Here is an 18,145-nt window from a genome sequence, read left to right on the forward strand (position 1 = left end):
GCCGGCCCCTTCCGGGCCGTTTGACCGGCATCAAGCCGGGCTGACATACGCTTGGGCCGCCCGACCCCGAGCACCATAGGTGGTGGTAGAGTTTTTCCACTCCACAACATATGGTGTCAGCGATGCAACTCCAACACATCCTCAAGCGCGACGGCCGGGTCGTCGCATTCGACCGCGCCAAGATCGCGGCGGCCATCGCCGCCGCCGGCCGCGGCACCGGAGAACTGGACGCCGACCTCGCCCACGCCCTGACCGGCGCGGTGATCGAGGCGCTGGCCGCCGACGGCAACGTCTGCCCCGGGGTGGAGACCATCCAGAACCAGGTCGAGGAAACGCTGGTCAAGGCCGGCTACTGGCGCACCGCGCGCGCCTACATCGTCTACCGCGAACAGCACGCCCGCCTGCGCGCGCTGCGCCACACCCTGGTGGACGTCGAAAGCGCCATGGAGGAATACCTGGAACAGCGCGACTGGCGCGTCAACGCCAACGCCAACCAGGGCTACAGCCTGGGCGGCCTGATCCTGAACGTGGCCGGCAAGGTCACCGCCAACTACTGGCTGTCCAACGTCTTCACGCCCGAGGCCGGCCAGGCCCACCGCGACGGCGACATCCACATCCACGACCTGGACATGCTCAGCGGCTATTGCGCCGGCTGGTCGCTGCGCCAACTGCTGACCGAAGGCTTCAACGGCATCCCCGGCAAGATCGAGGCCACGCCGCCGCGCCACATGTCGGCGGCCATCGGCCAGATCGTCAATTTCCTGGGCACGCTGCAGAACGAATGGGCCGGCGCGCAGGCCTTCAGCTCGTTCGACACCTACATGGCGCCCTTCATCCGCCGCGACGCGATGACCTACACCGAGGTCAAGCAGTGCATGCAGGAACTGATCTACAACCTCAACGTGCCCAGCCGCTGGGGCACGCAGACGCCGTTCACCAACCTGACCTTCGACTGGACCTGCCCGGCCGACCTGCGCGAACAGATTCCTTACCTCGGCGGCGAGGAAATGCCATTCGCCTATGGCGAGCTGCAGACCGAGATGGACATGATCAACCGCGCCTACATCGAGGTGATGATGGCCGGCGACGCCAAGGGGCGCGTGTTCACCTTCCCGATTCCGACCTACAACATCACGCCCGATTTCGACTGGGACCACCCCAACACCGAGCGCCTGTTCGAAATGACCGCGCGCTATGGCCTGCCGTACTTCCAGAACTTCCTCAATTCCGACCTGGAGCCGCACATGGTGCGCTCCATGTGCTGCCGCCTGCAGCTGGACCTGCGCGAGCTGCTCAAGCGCGGCAATGGCCTGTTCGGCTCGGCCGAGCAGACCGGCTCGGTGGGCGTGGTGACGGTCAACTGCGCGCGGCTGGGCCATACCTGCCGCGGCGACGAGGCCGCCCTGATGGCGCGCCTGGACCATCTGCTGGCGCTGGGTCGCGACGTACTCGAAACCAAGCGCAAGGTGGTGCAGCGCTATATCGACCAGGGCCTGTACCCCTACACCCGGCGTTACCTGGGCACGCTGCGCAACCACTTCAGCACGCTGGGCGTGAACGGCATCAACGAGATGATCCGCAATTTCAGCGAGGATGCCGACGACGTCACCACGCCCGCCGGCCACGCGCTGGCGGTGCGCCTGCTGGACCGGGTGCGGGCGCGCATGACCGAGTTCCAGGAACAGACCGGCCACCTCTACAACCTGGAGGCCACGCCGGCCGAAGGCACCACCTACCGCTTCGCCCGCGAGGACCGCAAGCGCTACCCCGGCATCCTGCAGGCGGGCACCGAGGCCCAGCCCTACTACACCAATTCCAGCCAGTTGCCGGTGGGCCACACCGACGATCCGTTCGAGGCCCTGACGCTGCAGGAAGCGCTGCAGGGCAAGTACACCGGGGGCACCGTGCTGCACCTGTACATGAACGAAGCCGTTTCGTCGGCCAGCGCCTGCAAGGCGCTGGTGCGGCGCGCGCTGTCGAATTTCCGGCTGCCGTACATCACCGTCACGCCGACGTTCTCGATCTGCCCGAACCACGGCTATCTGGCCGGACACCACGAGTTCTGCCCCAAGTGCGACGCCGAACTGCTGGCCAAGCAGGCCTCGTGCTGCGCGCCGGCCTGATCTCGCCGCCCACCGCGTTTTTTTCCCCGGGCGATCTGCGCCCGGCCTTTCCCCAGGAGCCATTATGCAAACCGTGATCTCCCCCGAAGCCGCCGCCCCGCAGGCGCTGCGCCTGGACGACAGCCAGCGCGTGCGCTGCGAAGTCTGGACCCGCGTCATGGGCTACCACCGCCCCGTGTCTTCCTTCAATACCGGCAAACAAGGCGAATTCAATGAACGCCGCTTCTTCGTCGAACAACGTGCCTGAAGCGGCCGGCGGCCGCAAGGCCGTCGCCCGCCCCCAAGCCCGCATGATCCACGCCGCGCCGCCGCGGCCGGCGCCGCAGCCGCTACCGCGCCACGCCCCCGCCGTGGGCGGCCTGACGCCCTTTTCCACCGTCGACTGGCCAGGCACGCTGGCCGCCGTGGTCTTCATCGCCGGCTGTCCGTGGCGTTGCCACTACTGCCACAACGCCGAATTGCAGACGCGCAACGCGCGCTACGACTGGCGCGAGGTGCGCGCCTTCCTGGAAAGCCGCCAGGGCCTGCTGGACGGCGTGGTGTTCTCCGGCGGCGAGCCGCTGAGCGAACCGCGCCTGCCGTCGATGATCCGCGAGGCGCGGCGCATGGGCTATCGCATCGGCCTGCACACCGCCGGCATCTATCCGCTGCGCCTGGCCGACGTGCTGCGCTACCTGGACTGGGTCGGCCTGGACATCAAGGCCGATGCGCAGGGCTATGACGACATCACCGGCCGGCGCGATTCGCACCGGCCCGCGCAGGCCTGCCTGACCCAGATGCTGGCGGCGGGCGTGGATTTCGAATGCCGCATCACCTGGCATCCCGACTGGCTCGACGAGACCCGGCTGCTGGGCCTGGCGCGTGAATTGGCGCGGCGCGGCGTCAAGCGCTTCGCGGTACAGGGCGCGCGCAGCTGCCCCAGCACCCCGCCGGCGCGGCTGCTCGGCGATCAGGCGCAAGCCCTGCTGCGCGCCTGGTTCGAGGCATTCACCTATCGCTGAGCGCCGCCGCGGCCCAGGCGCGCCGCCAGCGCGGCGTGAAAGCGCGGCGACGCCACCGCGCCCACATTGCAGCGCGACCACGGCGAGGCCGCGGTCGGGTCGACGCTGAACACGCGCCCCGGCGCCATGATGACCTTCTGCGGCATCAGGTCCTCGGCCAGCGCCAGCGAGTTGTCGATGCCCGGAAACGCCGCCCAGAGATACAGCGAACGGGTGGGCCGCGTGTAGACCGCGGCGCCCAGCGAATCCAGCACGCGCAGCGCATCGCCGGTAGCGGCCTCCAGCCGCTGGCGCAGGCGCACCAGGTGGCGCTCGTAGTGACCGTCGCGCAGCATCACGTCGACCATGCGTTCGCAATACTCCGAGCTGCTGACGTGTACCAGCGCCTTCAGGTCCGCCAGGTCGCTGGCCAGTCCCGCGCCACAGGCGATGAAGCCGACCCGCAGCGCCGCCGAGAACGACTTGGAAAAACTGCCGATGTAGAGGGTGCGCTCCAACTGGTCCAGCGCCGACAGGCGCACGGACGAGGTCGGCTTGAAGTCGGCCAGCGGATCGTTTTCCACCACGATCAGGTTGTGGCGCGCCGACAGTTGCAGCAGCCTGTAGGCCTTGGCCGGCGAAATGTCCGAACCGGTGGGATTGTGCGCCAGCGACTGCGTGAAAAAGAGGCGCGGCTTCTCGCGCTGCAACAAGGCCTCCAGCGCCACCAGGTCGGGGCCGTCCGCCAGGCGCGGCACGCCCAGCATGCGCACCCCGGCCAGCTTGAGCTTGCCGAACAGCGGGTAGTAGCCCGGATCGTCCACCAGCGCGGCCGCGCCCGGCGGCAGGAAATAGCGGATCACCAGGTCCATGGCCTCGTTGGCGCCGTGCGTCAGCACCAGTTGCGACGGCGCCGCGCTGATGCCCACGTCGCCCAGCTTGCGCACCAGGCTCTCGCGCAGCGGCGCATAGCCGAAGCGGCTGCCATAGCGGAACAAGGTGCCCAGGCCGGTGCGCACCACCTTCTGGTGATAACGGTCCATACGCATGTCGGCCAGCCATTCCACCGGCGGAAAGCCGTCGCCCGCGGCGATCGCGTCGGGCTGGGTCTTGAGCTGTTCGCGCATCAGCCAGACGATGTCCATGGCGCGGCTCAACTGGCCCGGTTCCTCATCGGCGGCGCGCCGCGCCCGGCCGGTGTCCAGCACGTAGAAGCCGGAGCCGCGGCGCGGCTCGACCAGCCCGCGCGCCACCAGCATCTCGAACGCCACCACCACGGTGTTCTTGGCGTAACGGTGCAATTGCGCCAGCTCGCGCAGCGAGGGCAGCTTGTCGCCCGGGCGGTACACGCCTTCGGCGATCTGGCGGCCGATCAGGCGCGCCAGGCTTTCGGCGATGGGCGCGGCGCGTGGCGCGCGGCCCGGGGAATTGTCGGCGTCCACGGCGCGGTTTCCAGCAGGAAAAAGTCGAAAATTGGTGCAGTGCGATGGTACTGTTTGCCCAAACTGTACCTCTGAAGGCCGGTACAGTTTACCTAGAATCCGGTCACCCGATTCTTAGATGGAGACAATGCCATGGTGGCCGATTCACGCCTGCCGAACTTCCGCGCCCTCACCCCTGCCCAACGTCTCGCCGCCATCGCCGACGCGGCCGGCCTGACGCCCGAGGAACGCCGGCAACTGGCCGAGCCCGGCGCGCTCGGCCTGGAACGCGCCGACGGCATGATCGAGAACGTCATCGGCGCCTTCGAACTGCCGCTGGGCGTGGCCGGCAACTTCCAGGTCAACGGCCGCGACGTGCTGGTGCCGATGGCGGTGGAAGAACCGTCGGTGGTGGCCGCGGCCTCCTTCATGGCCAAGCTGGCGCGCGGGAATGGCGGCTTCGAGACCTCCAGCACCCGGCCGCTGATGCGCGCCCAGGTGCAGGTGCTGGGCCTGTCCGACCCGCACGGCGCCCGCGTGGCGCTGCTGCGCGAACGCGAGCGCATCGTCACGCGGGCCAACAGCCGCGATCAGGTGCTGATCGGCCTGGGCGGCGGCTGCCAGGACATCGAGGCGCACGTATTCGCCGACACGCCGCGCGGCCCGATGCTGGTGCTGCACCTGATCGTCGACGTGCGCGACGCCATGGGCGCGAACACCGTCAACACCATGGCCGAGGCCGTGGCGCCGCTGGTCGAGGAGATCACCGGCGGCACGGTGCGGCTGCGCATCCTGTCGAACCTGGCCGACCTGCGCCTGTCGCGGGCCCGCGTGCGCCTGACGCCGCAGACCCTCGACACCCGGGAGCGCAGCGGCGCCGAGATCATCGAGGGCGTGCTGGACGCCTACGTGTTCGCCGCCACCGACCCGTACCGCGCCGCCACCCACAACAAGGGCATCATGAACGGCATCGACCCGGTCATTGTCGCCACCGGCAATGACTGGCGCGCGGTCGAGGCCGGCGCCCACGCCTATGCCTGCCGCGACGGCCGCTACACCTCGCTGACCCATTGGGAAAAGGACGCCAGCGGCGCCCTGGTCGGCACACTGGAAATGCCGATGCCGGTGGGCCTGGTGGGCGGCGCCACCAAGACCCATCCGCTGGCGCGGCTGGCGCTCAAGATCATGGACGTGCGCTCGGCCCAGGAGCTGGGCGAAATCGCCGTGGCCGTGGGCCTGGCACAGAACCTGGGCGCGCTGCGGGCGCTGGCCACCGAAGGCATCCAGCGCGGCCACATGGCGCTGCACGCGCGCAACATCGCGCTGACGGTGGGCGCCGTGGGCGCCGAGATCGACCAGTTGGCGCGCCGCATGGCCGAGGAGAAGGACGTGCGCGCCGACCGCGCGCTGGCGCTGCTGGAGGAACTGCGGAAACCGGCCTGACGGCACGGCACGGCCCGCGCACGCACGCCGGCCGCACAAAAACAGAGGCGGCGCCGGGAATCACCCGCGCCGCCGATCCATCAAGGAGACAGACATGGAAAGAGACAGCAAGGCGTCGGCCGCACGCCTGGCCGAAGTATGGAACGACACGGTCGACCTGCGCCACCTGGCGTGGGCCATCGCCATCGGCATCCTCATCAGCGTGGCGGGCTTCTACGCCGCCAGCGCCTGGCTGCGCGACAAAGTCGCCTCGCCGGAACTGGCGCATGCCTACGCCATGCTGGCCGGGCTGGCCGGCTGCGTGCTGTCGGGCGTGATCTGCGCCCGCCTGTTCCCGCCCAAGCGCGAGGTGGTCGAGCACAGCGCCGCGCACGATCCGGCCTGGCGCGCCGAGGTGCTGGCCGAACTGGCCGCGCAACCCGGCGGCCTGGGCACGCTGGCGGACCTGCCGCCGGAGGTGGTCAAGGAACTGCAGGAACTGGGCCTGTACGAACTGTTCGCCGCGCCCGCCGCGGCGCCGGCGCCGCAGGGCCGGGCGCGCAACGTGCATGAAGAGGTGCCGGCATGAGCGATCCCGTGCTGCTTGAACAGATCATGGTGGCCGCCGGCATGGGCCTGCTGGGCGCGGTGGTGTTTGCCGCCATCGGCCTGGTGTCCGGCACCGACGAGACCACCACGCTGGCGCCATTGACGCTGCTGGTGGTGCTGCTGGGGGTGCCGCCGGCCGGCGTCTTCACCTTCTTCCTGGCCGGCGCGGTGGCCAAGCACATGACCCACGCGGTGCCGACGGCGCTGCTCGGCATTCCCGGCGACACCATGGCCACGCCGTTGCTGCAGGACGCCAACATGCTGCGCAAGCTGGGCGTGCCGCACATCGCCCTGCGCAAGATGGTCTCGGGCGCCATCGTCGCCGCCTTCGTGGCGGTGCCGCTGGCGGTGCTGTTTGCCGTGCTGCTGGCGCCATTCGGCGCCGCCATCACCAAGTGGGCGCCGTGGATATTCCTGGCCGCGGCGGTGCTGATCGCCTATTTCTCGGCTGGCCGCTGGGCCTCGGTGGCGCTGCTGGTGCCGTTCGTGGTGGTGATCGTGGCCTTGCAGAGCCTGACCGCCAAATACGGCGTCAAGCTCAGCATCAGCTACTTCCTGGGCATCGCCATCGGCCCGCTGATCGCCGACCTGTTCACCGTGATCGCGCCGCAAGGCCGGGCGCAGATGATGCGCGACAAGGTGCGCACGTTCTCGCTGGCGCCGGACGTCAAGGGCTGGTCGGGCTACTTCCCCAACCCGCTCAAGGTGATGGACCGCATCCAGACCCGCTGGACCCTGGCCACGGCCACTATCTCCAGCGCCACCTTCGTCTTCAGCCCGGTGGCGATGACGGTGGTGCTGGGCGAACTGGTGGGATCGCGCGTCAAGCATGCCTATCATCGCCTGACCACGGTGCTGAGCGCGCGCAACGGCGTCACCGAGGCCACCTATATCGCCGAGGCCCTGATTCCGCTGATCGCCTTCGGCCTGCCGCTCAGCCCGGTGGCGGCGGGCCCGGCCGCGCCGCTGTTCAACGCGCCGCCGCGCTTCACGGTGGACGCGGCCAGCGGCCAGACCCACAACCTGCACAACCTGCTGAACCACTGGGAATTCCTGGGCTATGGCATGCTGGCGGTGCTGCTGGCGGCCCTCGTCTCGTACCCCTTCGCCATGAACTTCGCGCGCCGCGCGGCATTGTTCGTGTCGCGCAAGGTCAGCCACGAGGCCATCATCGCCACCTTCGTGGGCCTGATCATCGTGATCAGCGTGTGGGAAGGCCAGTTCCTGGGCCTGCTGGTGATCCTGACCATGGGCCTGTTCGGCGGCCTGCTGTCACGCCGCTTCGGCTTCAACACCGGCGTGCAGTTCATGGGCTATTACACCGCCGTGCTGACCGTGCCGGCGCTGGTCAAGCTGGTGGCGTAACGCGCCGGCGGCACGGGGCGGAGCCGTCCGGCTCCGCCCCTATGAGTCCGCGGGCCAGGCGCCCGGCCGCTCTTGCGCCGCTTTCCCCTGCCCGCTTGATCCCGCGCAAGGCGGCCCGCCCTGCCTTGCTCTAGCCTCGGAACCACTGTTCCTACCTAAGGCTATTTCATGACGTGGTTCAAATCCCTCACGCTCGCCGGACGCGAATTGCTGCCCATCATCCAGGGCGGCATGGGCGTCGGCGTTTCCGCCCATCGCCTGGCCGGCGCGGTCGCCAGCCAGAACGCCGTGGGCACCATCGCCAGTGTGGACTTGCGCCATCACCACCCCGACCTGGTCGAGCAGACCGAGGACTGCCGCGACCGCGAGCAGATCGACAGCGCCAACCGCGTGGCCCTGGACCGCGAGGTGCGCGCCGCGCTCGACACCGCGCAGGGCCGTGGCGTAGTCGCGGTCAATGTCATGAAGGCGGTGCGCGACCACCCCGCCCTGGTGCGCCAGGCCTGCGAAAGCGGCGCCCAGGCCATCGTCATGGGCGCCGGCCTGCCGCTGGACCTGCCTGACATGACCGCCGACTACCCCAAGGTAGCGCTGGTGCCGATCCTGTCGGAGGCGCGCGGCGTGGCCGCCGTGCTGAAGAAATGGATGAAGAAAGGCCGCATGGCCGATGCCGTGGTCATCGAACACCCCGGCTATGCCGGCGGCCACCTGGGCGCGGCGCGCCTGGATGACATCCACGACGAGCGCTTCGATTTCAAGCGCGTGCTGGCCGAATGCCGCCAGTTGTTCCAGGATCTGCAACTGGGCCGCGACGCGCCGCGCCTGATCGTGGCCGGCGGCGTCGGCAGCCACGACCAGGTGCGCCATTGGCTCGGCAACGGCGCCGACGGCGTGCAGGTGGGCACCGCCTTCGCGGTCACCCATGAAGGCGACGCGCACGAGAACTTCAAGCGTGTGCTGATGGCGGCCGATCCGGACAAGCTGGCCGAATTCACCAGCGTGGCCGGCCTGCCGGCCCGCGCCGTGCCGACGCCATGGCTGACGCGCTACCTGCGCCAGGAAAAGACCTTGCAGGACAATACCCGCTGCGATGCGCGCCGTTGCAGCCAGCGCATGGACTGCCTGACGCAATGCGGCCTGCGCGACGGCATCGCGCGCTTCGGCCAGTTCTGCATCGACCTGAAGCTGGCCGCCGCCCTGCGCGGCGAAGTCAGCCGCGGCCTGTTCTTCCGCGGCGCGTCCAAGCTGCCGTTCGGCGATGCCATGCGCAGCGTGCGCGAGCTGATGGACTACCTGCTCAACGGCCGGATGCCGGCCGCGGCCCAATGACGGTGGCGCGCGGCAGGCGCTAGCGCGCCGCCGGCAAGTCGAATTCGAACACCGCCCCGGGCTCCGGCCGCCGCACCAGCCGGATGTCGCTGTGGTGCAGCTTCAGGATGCGGTGCACGATCACCAGGCCCAATCCGCCGCCGTCGCGCGGCCCGTCGGCCAGCACCGAAGCGCGCGTGAACAGGCCAGCGCGCAAGGCCTCGGGAATACCGGCGCCGTTGTCGCTGACCCGCACCTGCACGCCGTCGCGCGCCTGTTCCAGGCTCAGTTCGATGCGGCCGCCCGGCGCGCTGTGGCGGATGGCGTTGTCCAGCAGGTTGGTCAGCACGCGCTCGATCATGCCCAGGTCGGCGCGCACGGGCGGCAGGTCCTGGTCGATGGCGGTGGTCAGCCGCTGCTGGCGCGCCTCCGCCGCCAGCTCGAACTTCTGGATCACGTCCTGCGCCAGTTCGGGCAGCGAGAAGGTTTCCGGTTCCAGCCGCACCAGCCCGGACTCCAGCCGCGCCAGCTCGAACAGTTCCTGCGCCAGCCGGCCGACCTTGCGGCTCTGCGCCAGCGCGATGTCGAGATAGCGGCGGCGCTCGGCCGCGTCCAGCGTCTCGTCCTTGAGCCGCAGGGTCTCCAGGTAGCCATGCAGCGAGGTCAGCGGCGTGCGCAGGTCGTGCGAGATGTTCGCCACCAGGTCGCGCCGCTGCTGGTCCTGGCGCGTCAGTTCGCGCCATTGCTCGGATATACGGCGGCCCATCTGCACGAAGCTGCGGCGCAGCAGCGAGATTTCGTCGCCGCTGGTATCGCTGGCGTCGGCGGGCTTCTCCAGCGCCGCCAGCGCGCGGCCGTCATCGCCGTCGAAGGCCCGCACCGCCCGCGTCAGCCCGCGCAGCGGCCGCGTGATCAGGCCGAACGCCGCCAGGCCAGCCACCAGGCCCAGCAGGGCCACCAGCGCAATCGACCACAGGGTGGTGCGCAGCACCGCGCTGCGCGACACGGCCATGGCGAGCGCGTCATGCGCCTGCCCTTGCAGCACCACGTACACATATCCCTGCTCGCGGCCGGCCACCCGCACCGGCGCGGCCGAGAACACTTTGGCGGTATCGGCGTGGCGCGGATCGTCGCCCTCGATCGGCAGCGCCTCGCCCGCCAGGAAGCGCCGCACCGGCGCCAGGTCGACCCGGTCGCGCTTGATCTGTCCGGGCGGCGCCGCGTCGCCGACGATGCGGCCATCGTTGTCCAGCAGGTAGACCTCGACCGCCGGATTCACCGCCATCAGCATGGTGAACAACGAACGCACCGCGTCCGGCTTCCAGCCATTGGCGTCCATCAATTCATTGGTGCCGGCGATGTGCTGCGCCAGCCCGCTGGACAGGCGCTGCACCACCTCCTGCTCGTAGCGCAGGTTGGCGGAAATCTGCAGCCACGCCGATGCGCCGCAGCACGCCAGCAGCAGCAAGGCGAACACGGCCGACAGGCGCTGGGTCAGCGTCAGGCGCTTCATGGGGAGGACTCCGACGGCGCGCCGGGCGCGGCCGCGAACTTGTAGCCGCGGCCCCAGACCGTCAGGATGCGCTGGGGATTGGACGGATCGGTTTCGATCTTGGTGCGCAGGCGGTTGATGTGGGTATTGACGGTGTGCTCATAGCCCTCGTGCTGGTAGCCCCAGACCTGATTCAACAGGTCCAGCCGCGAAAACACCTTGTCCGGATGGCGCGCGAAGAAATGCAGCAGGTCGAATTCGCGCGGCGTCAGGTCCAGCCGGCGGTCGTCGACGGTGGCGGTGCGGGCGATCGGGTCGATCGCCACCCCATATTGCTGCAGGCTGCCGGCATCGAGGCGGGCGTTGCGCTCCAGCGCCTCGGTGCGGCGCAACAGGGCGCGCACCCGCGCCACCAGTTCCAGCATGGAGAACGGCTTGGCCAGGTAGTCGTCGGCGCCCAGCTCCAGGCCCAGGATGCGGTGCACCTCGCTGGAGCGCGCGCTGGTGATGATGATGGGGGTGTAGCGCGTCATGGCCCGGGCGCGCTTGCAGATTTCCAGGCCGTCGATGCCGGGCAGCATCAGGTCCAGCACCAGGGCGTCCCAGCCGCCCTCCTCCAGCCGGCGCATGCCTTCGTTGCCGTCGGCGGCGTGCTCGACCGCATAGCCCTCGTCGCGCAGGTGCAGGCGCAGCAATTCGGCGATATGGGCGTCGTCTTCAACGATCAGGACGCGGCGGGACGTATCCATGGGGACTCTGTCGGCAGGAGGCGGCCGGGGGCCGCGGGCAGCGCCGGACGCGGGGGAATCTACCCGCGCCGGCACGGCTATTGTCGCCAATCCACGGACGGCGAGTTATCACATTTATTTTAAGTTTGCGTGAGGACTTGGATATCGCCCCCGGGGAAGAATGGCTCCAACGACAACAACCGCCTCCCCGAGGAGCCCCGCCATGATGGCCACGCCCGCCACCCCAGACGCCCCCGCCGCCCCGGCGCCCGCCGGCCACGGCCCCGTGCACCCCGGCTGGCTGCGCATCGTGCACTGGCTGAACGCGCTGGCCGTGGTGATCATGGTCATGAGCGGCTGGCGCGTCTACAACGCCGCGCCGTTCTTCGACTTCACCTTTCCCAACGGTATCACCCTGGGCGGCTGGCTGGGCGGCGCGCTGCAATGGCATTTTGCCGGCATGTGGCTGCTGCTGGTCAACGGCCTGCTGTATCTGGGGCTGAACCTGACCACCGGCCGCCTGTGGCGCAAGTTCTTCCCGGTCGGCCCGCGCGGCGTCGCCCGCGACCTGGCCGCGGCCCTGCACGGCAAGCTGTCGCACGCCGACCCGCGCCACTACAACCAGGTGCAGCGGCTGGCCTACCTGTTCGTCATCGCCGACATCACGGTGCTGGTGCTGTCGGGCCTGGTGCTGTGGAAGTCCGTGCAGTTCGACACGCTGCGCGTGCTGCTGGGCGGCTATGAATTCGCGCGCCGCATCCATTTCTTCGCCATGGCATTGCTGGTGGCTTTCGTGGCGCTGCACCTGATCATGGTGGCGCTGGTGCCGCGCAGCCTGATCGCGATGATCCGCGGTAAATAAGGAGCCCTACGTGAGCGCAAAACGACGCCTGTCGCTGCTGGGCCTGGACGGCCCGGCCATCCTGAAGGAAGCCGTGAAGATCCTGGACAAGCGGGTCGAGGCGCCCTCGCGCCGCGCCTTCCTGCGCCGCGGCCTGACGCTGGGCGGGCTGGCGATGCTGTCCGGCTGCACGCTGTCCGACGATGAAAACGTCGAGAAAGCGCTGACCGCCGTGTCGCGCTTCAATGACCGCGTGCAGGGCTGGATCTTCGACCCGGACAAGCTGGCCCCGACCTATCCGGAATCCATGATCACCCGCCCGTTCCCCTTCAATGCCTACTACGGCATCGACGAGGTGCGGCAGGTCGAGGAAGAAAGCTTCCGGCTGGAAGTCACCGGCCTGGTGGCCGACAAGCGCCGCTGGCGGCTGGACGAGCTGCGCGCCATGGCGCAGATCGACCAGGTCACGCGCCATATCTGCGTCGAGGGCTGGAGCGCCATCGGCAAATGGGGCGGCGTGCCGTTCTCGGCCTTCCTGAAGCGCGTGGGCGCCGACCTGAGCGCGAAATACGTGGGCTTCAAATGCGCCGATGACTACTACACCAGCATCGACATGCCCACCGCATTGCATCCGCAGACCATTCTGGCGCTGACCTACGACGGCAAGACGCTGCCGCCGGAGTACGGCTTCCCGATGAAGCTGCGGATGCCCACCAAGCTTGGCTACAAGAACCCCAAGCACATCCAGGCGATTTTCGTCACCAACACCTACCCGGGCGGTTACTGGGAGGACCAGGGCTACAACTGGTTCGGCGGCAGCTAGGTGTTTTTTCTTTTTTTCCCACGACCCACCAGAGGAACGCATCATGAAGACACTCACCACCGCCGCTTTCTCCCTGTGCCTGGCCTTTGGCGCCGTCGCCGCGCATGCGGCCGACAACATGTCCAAGGACGGCATGGCCAAGAGCGGCATGTCGAAGGATGGCATGGCGAAAGACGGCATGGCCAAGGACGGCATGTCGAAGAATTCCATGTCCAAGGACGCGATGTCGAAGGATGGCATGGCGAAAGACGGCATGGCCAAGGATGGCATGTCGAAGAACTCCATGTCCAAGGATGCCATGTCGCCCGACGGCATGAAAAAGGGTGGCATGTCCAAGGACAGCATGGGCAAATAGGCCCGCGCCCATTCCCCCACGCCGCAGGCGCCGCCCCGAACGCGCCGCCTGCGGCCCGCATCCACAAGGAGCTTTCCATGCGACTGACACGCAGGCACTTCCTGGGCGCGGGCGGCGCCTTCGCGGCCGCCGCCGGCCTGGCGCCCTTGCTGGCCGGGCGCGGCGCGCGCGCCGCCCAGCCCCGCGCCTATCCCTACACCCTGAGCGACGCACAATGGCGCGCCAAACTCACCCCCGCGCAATACGAGGTGCTGCGCCGCGCGGGCACCGAGCGGCCCTACACCAGCCCGCTCAACGACGAACATCGCGCCGGCACATTCGCCTGCGCCGGCTGCGCCCAGAACCTGTTTTCGTCGACCACCAAGTTCGACAGCGGCACCGGCTGGCCCAGCTTCTGGCAGCCGCTGGACCATGCCGTCGACACGCTGGAGGACCGCAGCTTCGGCATGCGCCGCACCGCCGTCAATTGCAGCAACTGCGGCGGCCACCTGGGCCACGTCTTCGACGACGGACCGCGCCCGACCGGTCTACGCTACTGCATGAACGGCGTGGCCATGCGCTTCACCCCGCAGGCCTGACCACGGCCCGCGCATCTTTCCAAGGATTCCGCATCATGTCGCTCCGCCCGCTCTCCCGCGCCCGCCACGCCGTGCTGGCCGCCGCCGCCCTGCTCGCCTGCGGCGCCGCGCAGGCCGCCGAAAAGGCCTTCATCATCCCGCCCCCCGCGCTCGACACGCCGGCCACCGCGGCCCCGGAAAAAGCCGTCATCGCCGGCGGCTGCTTCTGGGGCGTGCAGGCGGTGTTCCAGCACGTCAAGGGCGTCACCTCGGCGGTCTCCGGCTATGCCGGCGGCCAGGCCTCCACCGCCGACTACGACACCGTCAGCGGCGGCCGCAGCGGCCACGCCGAATCGGTCGAGATCACCTACGACCCGAAATTGGTCAGCTACGGCCAACTGCTGCAGATCTACTTCTCGGTGGCGCACGACCCGACCCAGCTCAACCGCCAGGGGCCGGACAGCGGCACGCAATACCGCTCCACGGTGTTCCCCGCCAACGACGAACAGCGCAAAGTGGCCGAAGCCTATATCGCGCAATTGAACCAGTCCGGCGTGTACCCCAAGGCGCTGGCCACCACGGTCGAACCCCTCAAGGGCTTCTACCCCGCCGAGGGCTACCACCAGGACTACCTGGTGCGGCACCCGTACAGCATGTACATCATGGTGAACGACGTGCCCAAGGTGGAGAACCTGGCCAAGACCTTCCCGGCGCGGTATCGGGACAAGCCGGTGCTGGTCAATCCGTAGCCGGCCAGTGCACAGGCCGGGCGGCGGCCCGGCGTGCCGGGGCCGCGTGCGCCGGTCCGCATTCGTCGCGCCGGGCGGCGCGGCCATAATGCCGCGCGGCCATTTCCAGGCACCGGCCAATAATAAAAACCGCGCCATTTCCAAAATCGGAAAGCCGTATTTTCAATCGCCTGGAAAATAATATCGAATGTATCAATTCCCGCCATTTTGATAATCTGGCCGGTATCCAAATCCCCAATAAAATCAATGTGGTTGGTATCCATACCGGCAAAATTCGTCGATTTGGATGGTATCTTTTCGATGATTTTTTTGTTTGCAAAAAAGCGGGTATAAATTGCGTCCTTTTTCCACCGCCCCCTCCATTCCATACAAAGTATTTCAACGCACGGCGGCACGGTCTGCGCCGTTCGCGCCGTATGGAAGCCGGATGACGGGCCGAGACAAAAAGGACCCCAGTCTTGATTTATCGCACCAACCCGTGGCTGACGGCCACGGTCGCACTGAGTACCTCCTGCTGCGGCGCCGCCATGGCCGCCGACCTGACCGTCGGCCCCGGCAACACGCAGGTGATCGACGGCTCGGCCGCCTTTCCCGGCGGCGTTGACGTCAACGGCGGCACCCTGGTGGTGGGCGGCAACGGCGGCGGCGCCGGCGTCACTCTCGGCGGCAATGTCAACGCGACCGCGAACGGCACCGTCTCGGGCTTCGGCACCATCGACGGCAATCTCGACGTGACCGGCGCGCGCGTCGCCCCCGGCTATCCTGTCGGCACGCCGACCGGCGTGTCCAACGGCAATATCGTCGTCAAGGGCGACCTGTCCCTGAACAACGCCGTGTTCGACTTCGAGACCGGCTACGCCGGCCTGCCGATCACCCAGCCGGGCACCGGCGACAACCTCACCGTGGCCGGCAACGTCGCCCTGAACAACACGACGCTGAACGTATCGGTCAACACGCTGGGAGTGAACGCGGGCTATTACCGCATCCTGTCGTACGGCGGCACGCTGAGCGGCAACGGTTTGACACTGGGCACGGTCAGCGGCGACTCGGTGCCCGCGGCCACGATCCAGTCGCTGACCGGCGACAAACAGATCAACTTGATCCTGGGCCCGGCCACCACCAACCTGTGGAATGGCAATGGCGCCGCCTCGGCGACGCGCGCCGGCGGCGGCGACGGCACCTGGAGCGCCGCCAGCGGCAACTGGAACAGCCCGGCCAACGCCAGTGGCGCCCTGCCCGATGGCGGCTACGCCATTTTCACGGGCGCGGCCGGCACCGTCACGGTCGATGGCGGCGCCGGTGCGGTGCGGGTCTCGGGCATCCAGTTCGCCACCGACCGCTACACCCTGCAAGGCGCGCCCATCACGCTGGTGGGCAGCGGCGGCAATCCGCCGGCCCTGGTGGTCGGTGACGGCACTTACGCCTCGGGCCAGTTCGTCGACACCATCCACAACCCGTTGCAAGGCACCCAGGGCTTCGTCAAGACCGGCCCCGGCTCGTTGATCCTGACCGCCGACAGCAGCGGCCTGAGCGGCCCCATCCTGATCGCCGACGGCGCCCTGGAAATCGACGGCAAGTTGAACGGCCCCCTGGACATCGGCCGCGAAGTCGTGCTGGCGGGCGTGGGCCAGGTCGGCGCCACCACCCTCTATCCCACCGCCGTCATCTCGCCGGGCAACGACGGCTCGCCCATCGGCACGCTGACGGTGAACGGCAACCTCGCCTTCGGCGCCGACACCGTCTATCGCGTGCACGCCGATCCGGCCAGCAGCGCCAGCGACCGCATCCACGTCACCGGTATCGCCACCCTGGACGGCACCGTGGCGCACGTGGGCCCGGCCGGCAACTATGCGCCGCGCGCCACCTACAACATCCTGACGGCCGACGGCGGCATCCAGGGCCGCTTCGCCGGCGCCTCCAGCGCCTATGCCTTCCTGACGCCCACGCTCAGCTACGACGCCAACAACGCCTTCATGACCCTGACGCGCAACGACGTGCCGATCGGCAGCATCGGCAGCGGCGGCAACGAGAGCAGCGTGGGCGATGCGCTGGACAAGGAAGACCCGCCCGCCAGCGGCAGCGGCTCGCCGGTGCTCGACAGCGGCAACGGCTCGGCCCGCGACAGCGGCGCCCGCCAGGTGACCACGGCGGTGCTCGCCATGACGGCCGACCAGGCCCGCTCGGCCCTGAAGTTGCTGGCCGGCGAAGCCCACGCCAGCACCGCCACGGTACTGCAGGGCCAGGCCGACACCGTGCGCGCGCTGCCGCTGGAACACCTGCGCGGCAACCTCGACGCGCCCCTGCGCGCCGGCCAGCCCACGGCCCAGTTGGGCTCGCTCTCGGCCGACGCCTTGCCGCAAAGCGGCGCCGCGCCGGTCTGGGCGCAGGCGTTCGGCAACTGGAGCACGTTCGACGGCGACGGCAACGCCTCCCGCATCAAGCAATCGGCCGGCGGCCTCTTCGTCGGCGGCGACGGCGCGGTCGGCGGCGGCTGGCGCCTGGGCGGCGCGCTCGGCTACACCGGCAGCCACAACAGCATCGCCGAGGCTGCGTCGCGCAGCGATGTCGACAGCTATACCGCGACCCTGTTCGGCGGCCGCAACATCGCGGCCGGTCCCGGCCACGTGCGCTTCATGGCCGGCGCCGCGTACACCTGGCACAACATCGACACCCGGCGCGACGTCGCCGCCGGCGGCCTGAACCAGCAGCTCAAGTCGTCGTATCACGCGGCGTCGACGCAGGTGTTCTCCGAACTCGGCTACCACCTGCCGCTGGGCGAGGCCTATGCCATCGAACCCTTTGCCGGCGTGGCCTGGAACCAACTGCGCACGCACGGCTTCGAGGAGTCGGGCGGCAGCGCGGCCCTGCGCGGCAAGGGCCGCACCGACGACGTCACCAGCACCACGCTGGGTCTGCGCGGTTCGTGGCAATTCGACTCCCACGGCGCGCCGGGCCGCCTGACCGCCTCGCTCGGCTGGCGCCACGCCATGGGCGACGTCACGCCCAGCCAGGAACTGGCCTTCGACGGCGGCAGCACGTTCTCGGTGCGGGGCGTGCCGATCGCGCGAAACGCCGCCGTGGCCGGGCTCGGCGCCGAGATGGCGATCACGCGCAACACCACCGTGGGCGTGGCCTACGACGCCCAGTTCGGCGGCGGCAACCGCCAGCAGTCGGGCCAGCTCAAGCTGACGCTGCGCTTCTAGTTGCGCAGCGGGGCCGTAGGCGCCAAGGCGGCGCGCGCGGCCCCGCCGGCGGCGGGCGCGCCATGAAGCCTCGCCCGCAGTGCGCTACAGTGCGGGGGACTGGCGGCAACCGCCGCCATCGAGGTCCGCGGCCCATGCCGCCGCGGACGAACGCATCCAGGAAAAGCAC

Annotated in this window: 14 protein-coding genes and 4 pseudogenes; 14 read left to right on the forward strand and 4 right to left on the reverse strand. The window is 69.0% G+C overall.

The genetic code is table 11. From position 1 onward, the window contains the following. The first annotated feature begins 122 nt into the window (after positions 1-122). From K2W61_RS23770 to K2W61_RS23780, 3 genes are all read left to right on the forward strand, one after another. The gene (locus tag K2W61_RS23770; RefSeq protein ID WP_175132152.1) at positions 123-2,123 is read left to right on the forward strand and encodes a ribonucleoside triphosphate reductase; all 2,001 of its coding nucleotides are present in this window, start codon (positions 123-125) and stop codon (positions 2,121-2,123) included. A 64-nt stretch (positions 2,124-2,187) separates the two neighbouring features. Continuing rightward, entirely contained in the window at positions 2,188-2,370 is a 183-nt protein-coding gene (gene nrdD, locus K2W61_RS23775; RefSeq protein WP_006395259.1) for an anaerobic ribonucleoside-triphosphate reductase, read from the forward strand. Next, entirely contained in the window at positions 2,336-3,124 is a 789-nt protein-coding gene (locus K2W61_RS23780; protein WP_175140029.1) for an anaerobic ribonucleoside-triphosphate reductase activating protein, read from the forward strand. The genes nrdD and K2W61_RS23780 overlap by 35 nt, the downstream gene beginning before the upstream one ends. Here the strand turns inward: K2W61_RS23780 and K2W61_RS23785 are convergent. Continuing rightward, positions 3,115-4,545, reverse strand: a complete 1,431-nt coding sequence (locus K2W61_RS23785) for an aminotransferase-like domain-containing protein (protein ID WP_175132154.1) — start codon at positions 4,543-4,545, stop codon at positions 3,115-3,117. The two genes, K2W61_RS23780 and K2W61_RS23785, sit on opposite strands and share 10 nt — an antisense overlap. A 126-nt stretch (positions 4,546-4,671) precedes the next feature. Between K2W61_RS23785 and K2W61_RS23790 the strand changes: the two are divergent. The 4 genes and pseudogenes from K2W61_RS23790 to K2W61_RS23805 form a co-directional block, all read left to right on the forward strand. Then, positions 4,672-5,967, forward strand: a pseudogene (locus K2W61_RS23790) (hydroxymethylglutaryl-CoA reductase, degradative); the annotation flags it as partial. A 94-nt stretch (positions 5,968-6,061) separates the two neighbouring features. Continuing rightward, positions 6,062-6,535: a hypothetical protein gene (locus tag K2W61_RS23795; RefSeq protein ID WP_175140031.1), complete on the forward strand. Its 474-nt coding sequence runs from the start codon at positions 6,062-6,064 to the stop codon at positions 6,533-6,535. Next, positions 6,532-7,920 carry a tripartite tricarboxylate transporter permease gene (locus tag K2W61_RS23800; RefSeq protein WP_175132157.1) on the forward strand — a complete coding sequence of 463 codons (1,389 nt, stop codon included), beginning with the start codon at positions 6,532-6,534 and terminating at the stop codon, positions 7,918-7,920. The genes K2W61_RS23795 and K2W61_RS23800 overlap by 4 nt, the downstream gene beginning before the upstream one ends. 168 nt (positions 7,921-8,088) lie before the next feature. Then, the gene (locus K2W61_RS23805; protein WP_175132158.1) at positions 8,089-9,249 is read left to right on the forward strand and encodes an NAD(P)H-dependent flavin oxidoreductase; all 1,161 of its coding nucleotides are present in this window, start codon (positions 8,089-8,091) and stop codon (positions 9,247-9,249) included. A gap of 19 nt (positions 9,250-9,268) precedes the next feature. Here K2W61_RS23805 and K2W61_RS23810 read toward each other — a convergent pair whose 3' ends face one another. Then, positions 9,269-10,741: a sensor histidine kinase gene (locus K2W61_RS23810; protein WP_236756710.1), complete on the reverse strand. Its 1,473-nt coding sequence runs from the start codon at positions 10,739-10,741 to the stop codon at positions 9,269-9,271. Further along, entirely contained in the window at positions 10,738-11,469 is a 732-nt protein-coding gene (locus K2W61_RS23815; RefSeq protein WP_236756711.1) for a response regulator transcription factor, read from the reverse strand. Before K2W61_RS23815 ends, K2W61_RS23810 begins: the two co-directional genes overlap by 4 nt. Before the next feature lie 202 nt (positions 11,470-11,671). On the opposite strand from K2W61_RS23815, the gene K2W61_RS23820 reads away from it, so the two are divergent. The 3 genes and pseudogenes from K2W61_RS23820 to K2W61_RS27955 form a co-directional block, all read left to right on the forward strand. Continuing rightward, the gene (locus K2W61_RS23820; protein ID WP_236756712.1) at positions 11,672-12,310 is read left to right on the forward strand and encodes a cytochrome b/b6 domain-containing protein; all 639 of its coding nucleotides are present in this window, start codon (positions 11,672-11,674) and stop codon (positions 12,308-12,310) included. A gap of 10 nt (positions 12,311-12,320) precedes the next feature. Further along, the gene (locus K2W61_RS23825) at positions 12,321-13,112 is read left to right on the forward strand and encodes a molybdopterin-dependent oxidoreductase (protein ID WP_175132159.1); all 792 of its coding nucleotides are present in this window, start codon (positions 12,321-12,323) and stop codon (positions 13,110-13,112) included. Positions 13,113-13,155: 43 nt separating this feature from the next. Next, a pseudogene (locus K2W61_RS27955) lies at positions 13,156-13,218 on the forward strand (pentapeptide MXKDX repeat protein); the annotation flags it as partial. Positions 13,219-13,278: 60 nt separating this feature from the next. On the opposite strand, the pseudogene K2W61_RS27960 reads toward K2W61_RS27955, so the two are convergent. Beyond that, positions 13,279-13,377, reverse strand: a pseudogene (locus tag K2W61_RS27960) (hypothetical protein); the annotation flags it as partial. On the opposite strand from K2W61_RS27960, the pseudogene K2W61_RS27965 reads away from it, so the two are divergent. The 4 genes and pseudogenes from K2W61_RS27965 to K2W61_RS23845 all read left to right on the forward strand — a co-directional run. Continuing rightward, positions 13,333-13,467: pseudogene (locus K2W61_RS27965) on the forward strand (pentapeptide MXKDX repeat protein); the annotation flags it as partial. The pseudogenes K2W61_RS27960 and K2W61_RS27965 sit on opposite strands and share 45 nt — an antisense overlap. Before the next feature lie 77 nt (positions 13,468-13,544). Further along, positions 13,545-14,045 carry a peptide-methionine (R)-S-oxide reductase MsrB gene (gene msrB, locus K2W61_RS23835; protein ID WP_175132161.1) on the forward strand — a complete coding sequence of 167 codons (501 nt, stop codon included), beginning with the start codon at positions 13,545-13,547 and terminating at the stop codon, positions 14,043-14,045. Positions 14,046-14,080: 35 nt separating this feature from the next. Next, positions 14,081-14,773 (forward strand): peptide-methionine (S)-S-oxide reductase MsrA, encoded by a 693-nt coding sequence (msrA, locus tag K2W61_RS23840; RefSeq protein WP_175132162.1) that lies wholly within the window; start codon positions 14,081-14,083, stop codon positions 14,771-14,773. 458 nt (positions 14,774-15,231) lie between these two features. Then, entirely contained in the window at positions 15,232-17,976 is a 2,745-nt protein-coding gene (locus tag K2W61_RS23845; RefSeq protein WP_236756713.1) for an autotransporter family protein, read from the forward strand. Positions 17,977-18,145 lie beyond the last annotated feature (169 nt).

The organism is Achromobacter pulmonis, assembly GCF_021733725.1.
Classification (GTDB): domain Bacteria; phylum Pseudomonadota; class Gammaproteobacteria; order Burkholderiales; family Burkholderiaceae_B; genus Achromobacter; species Achromobacter pulmonis.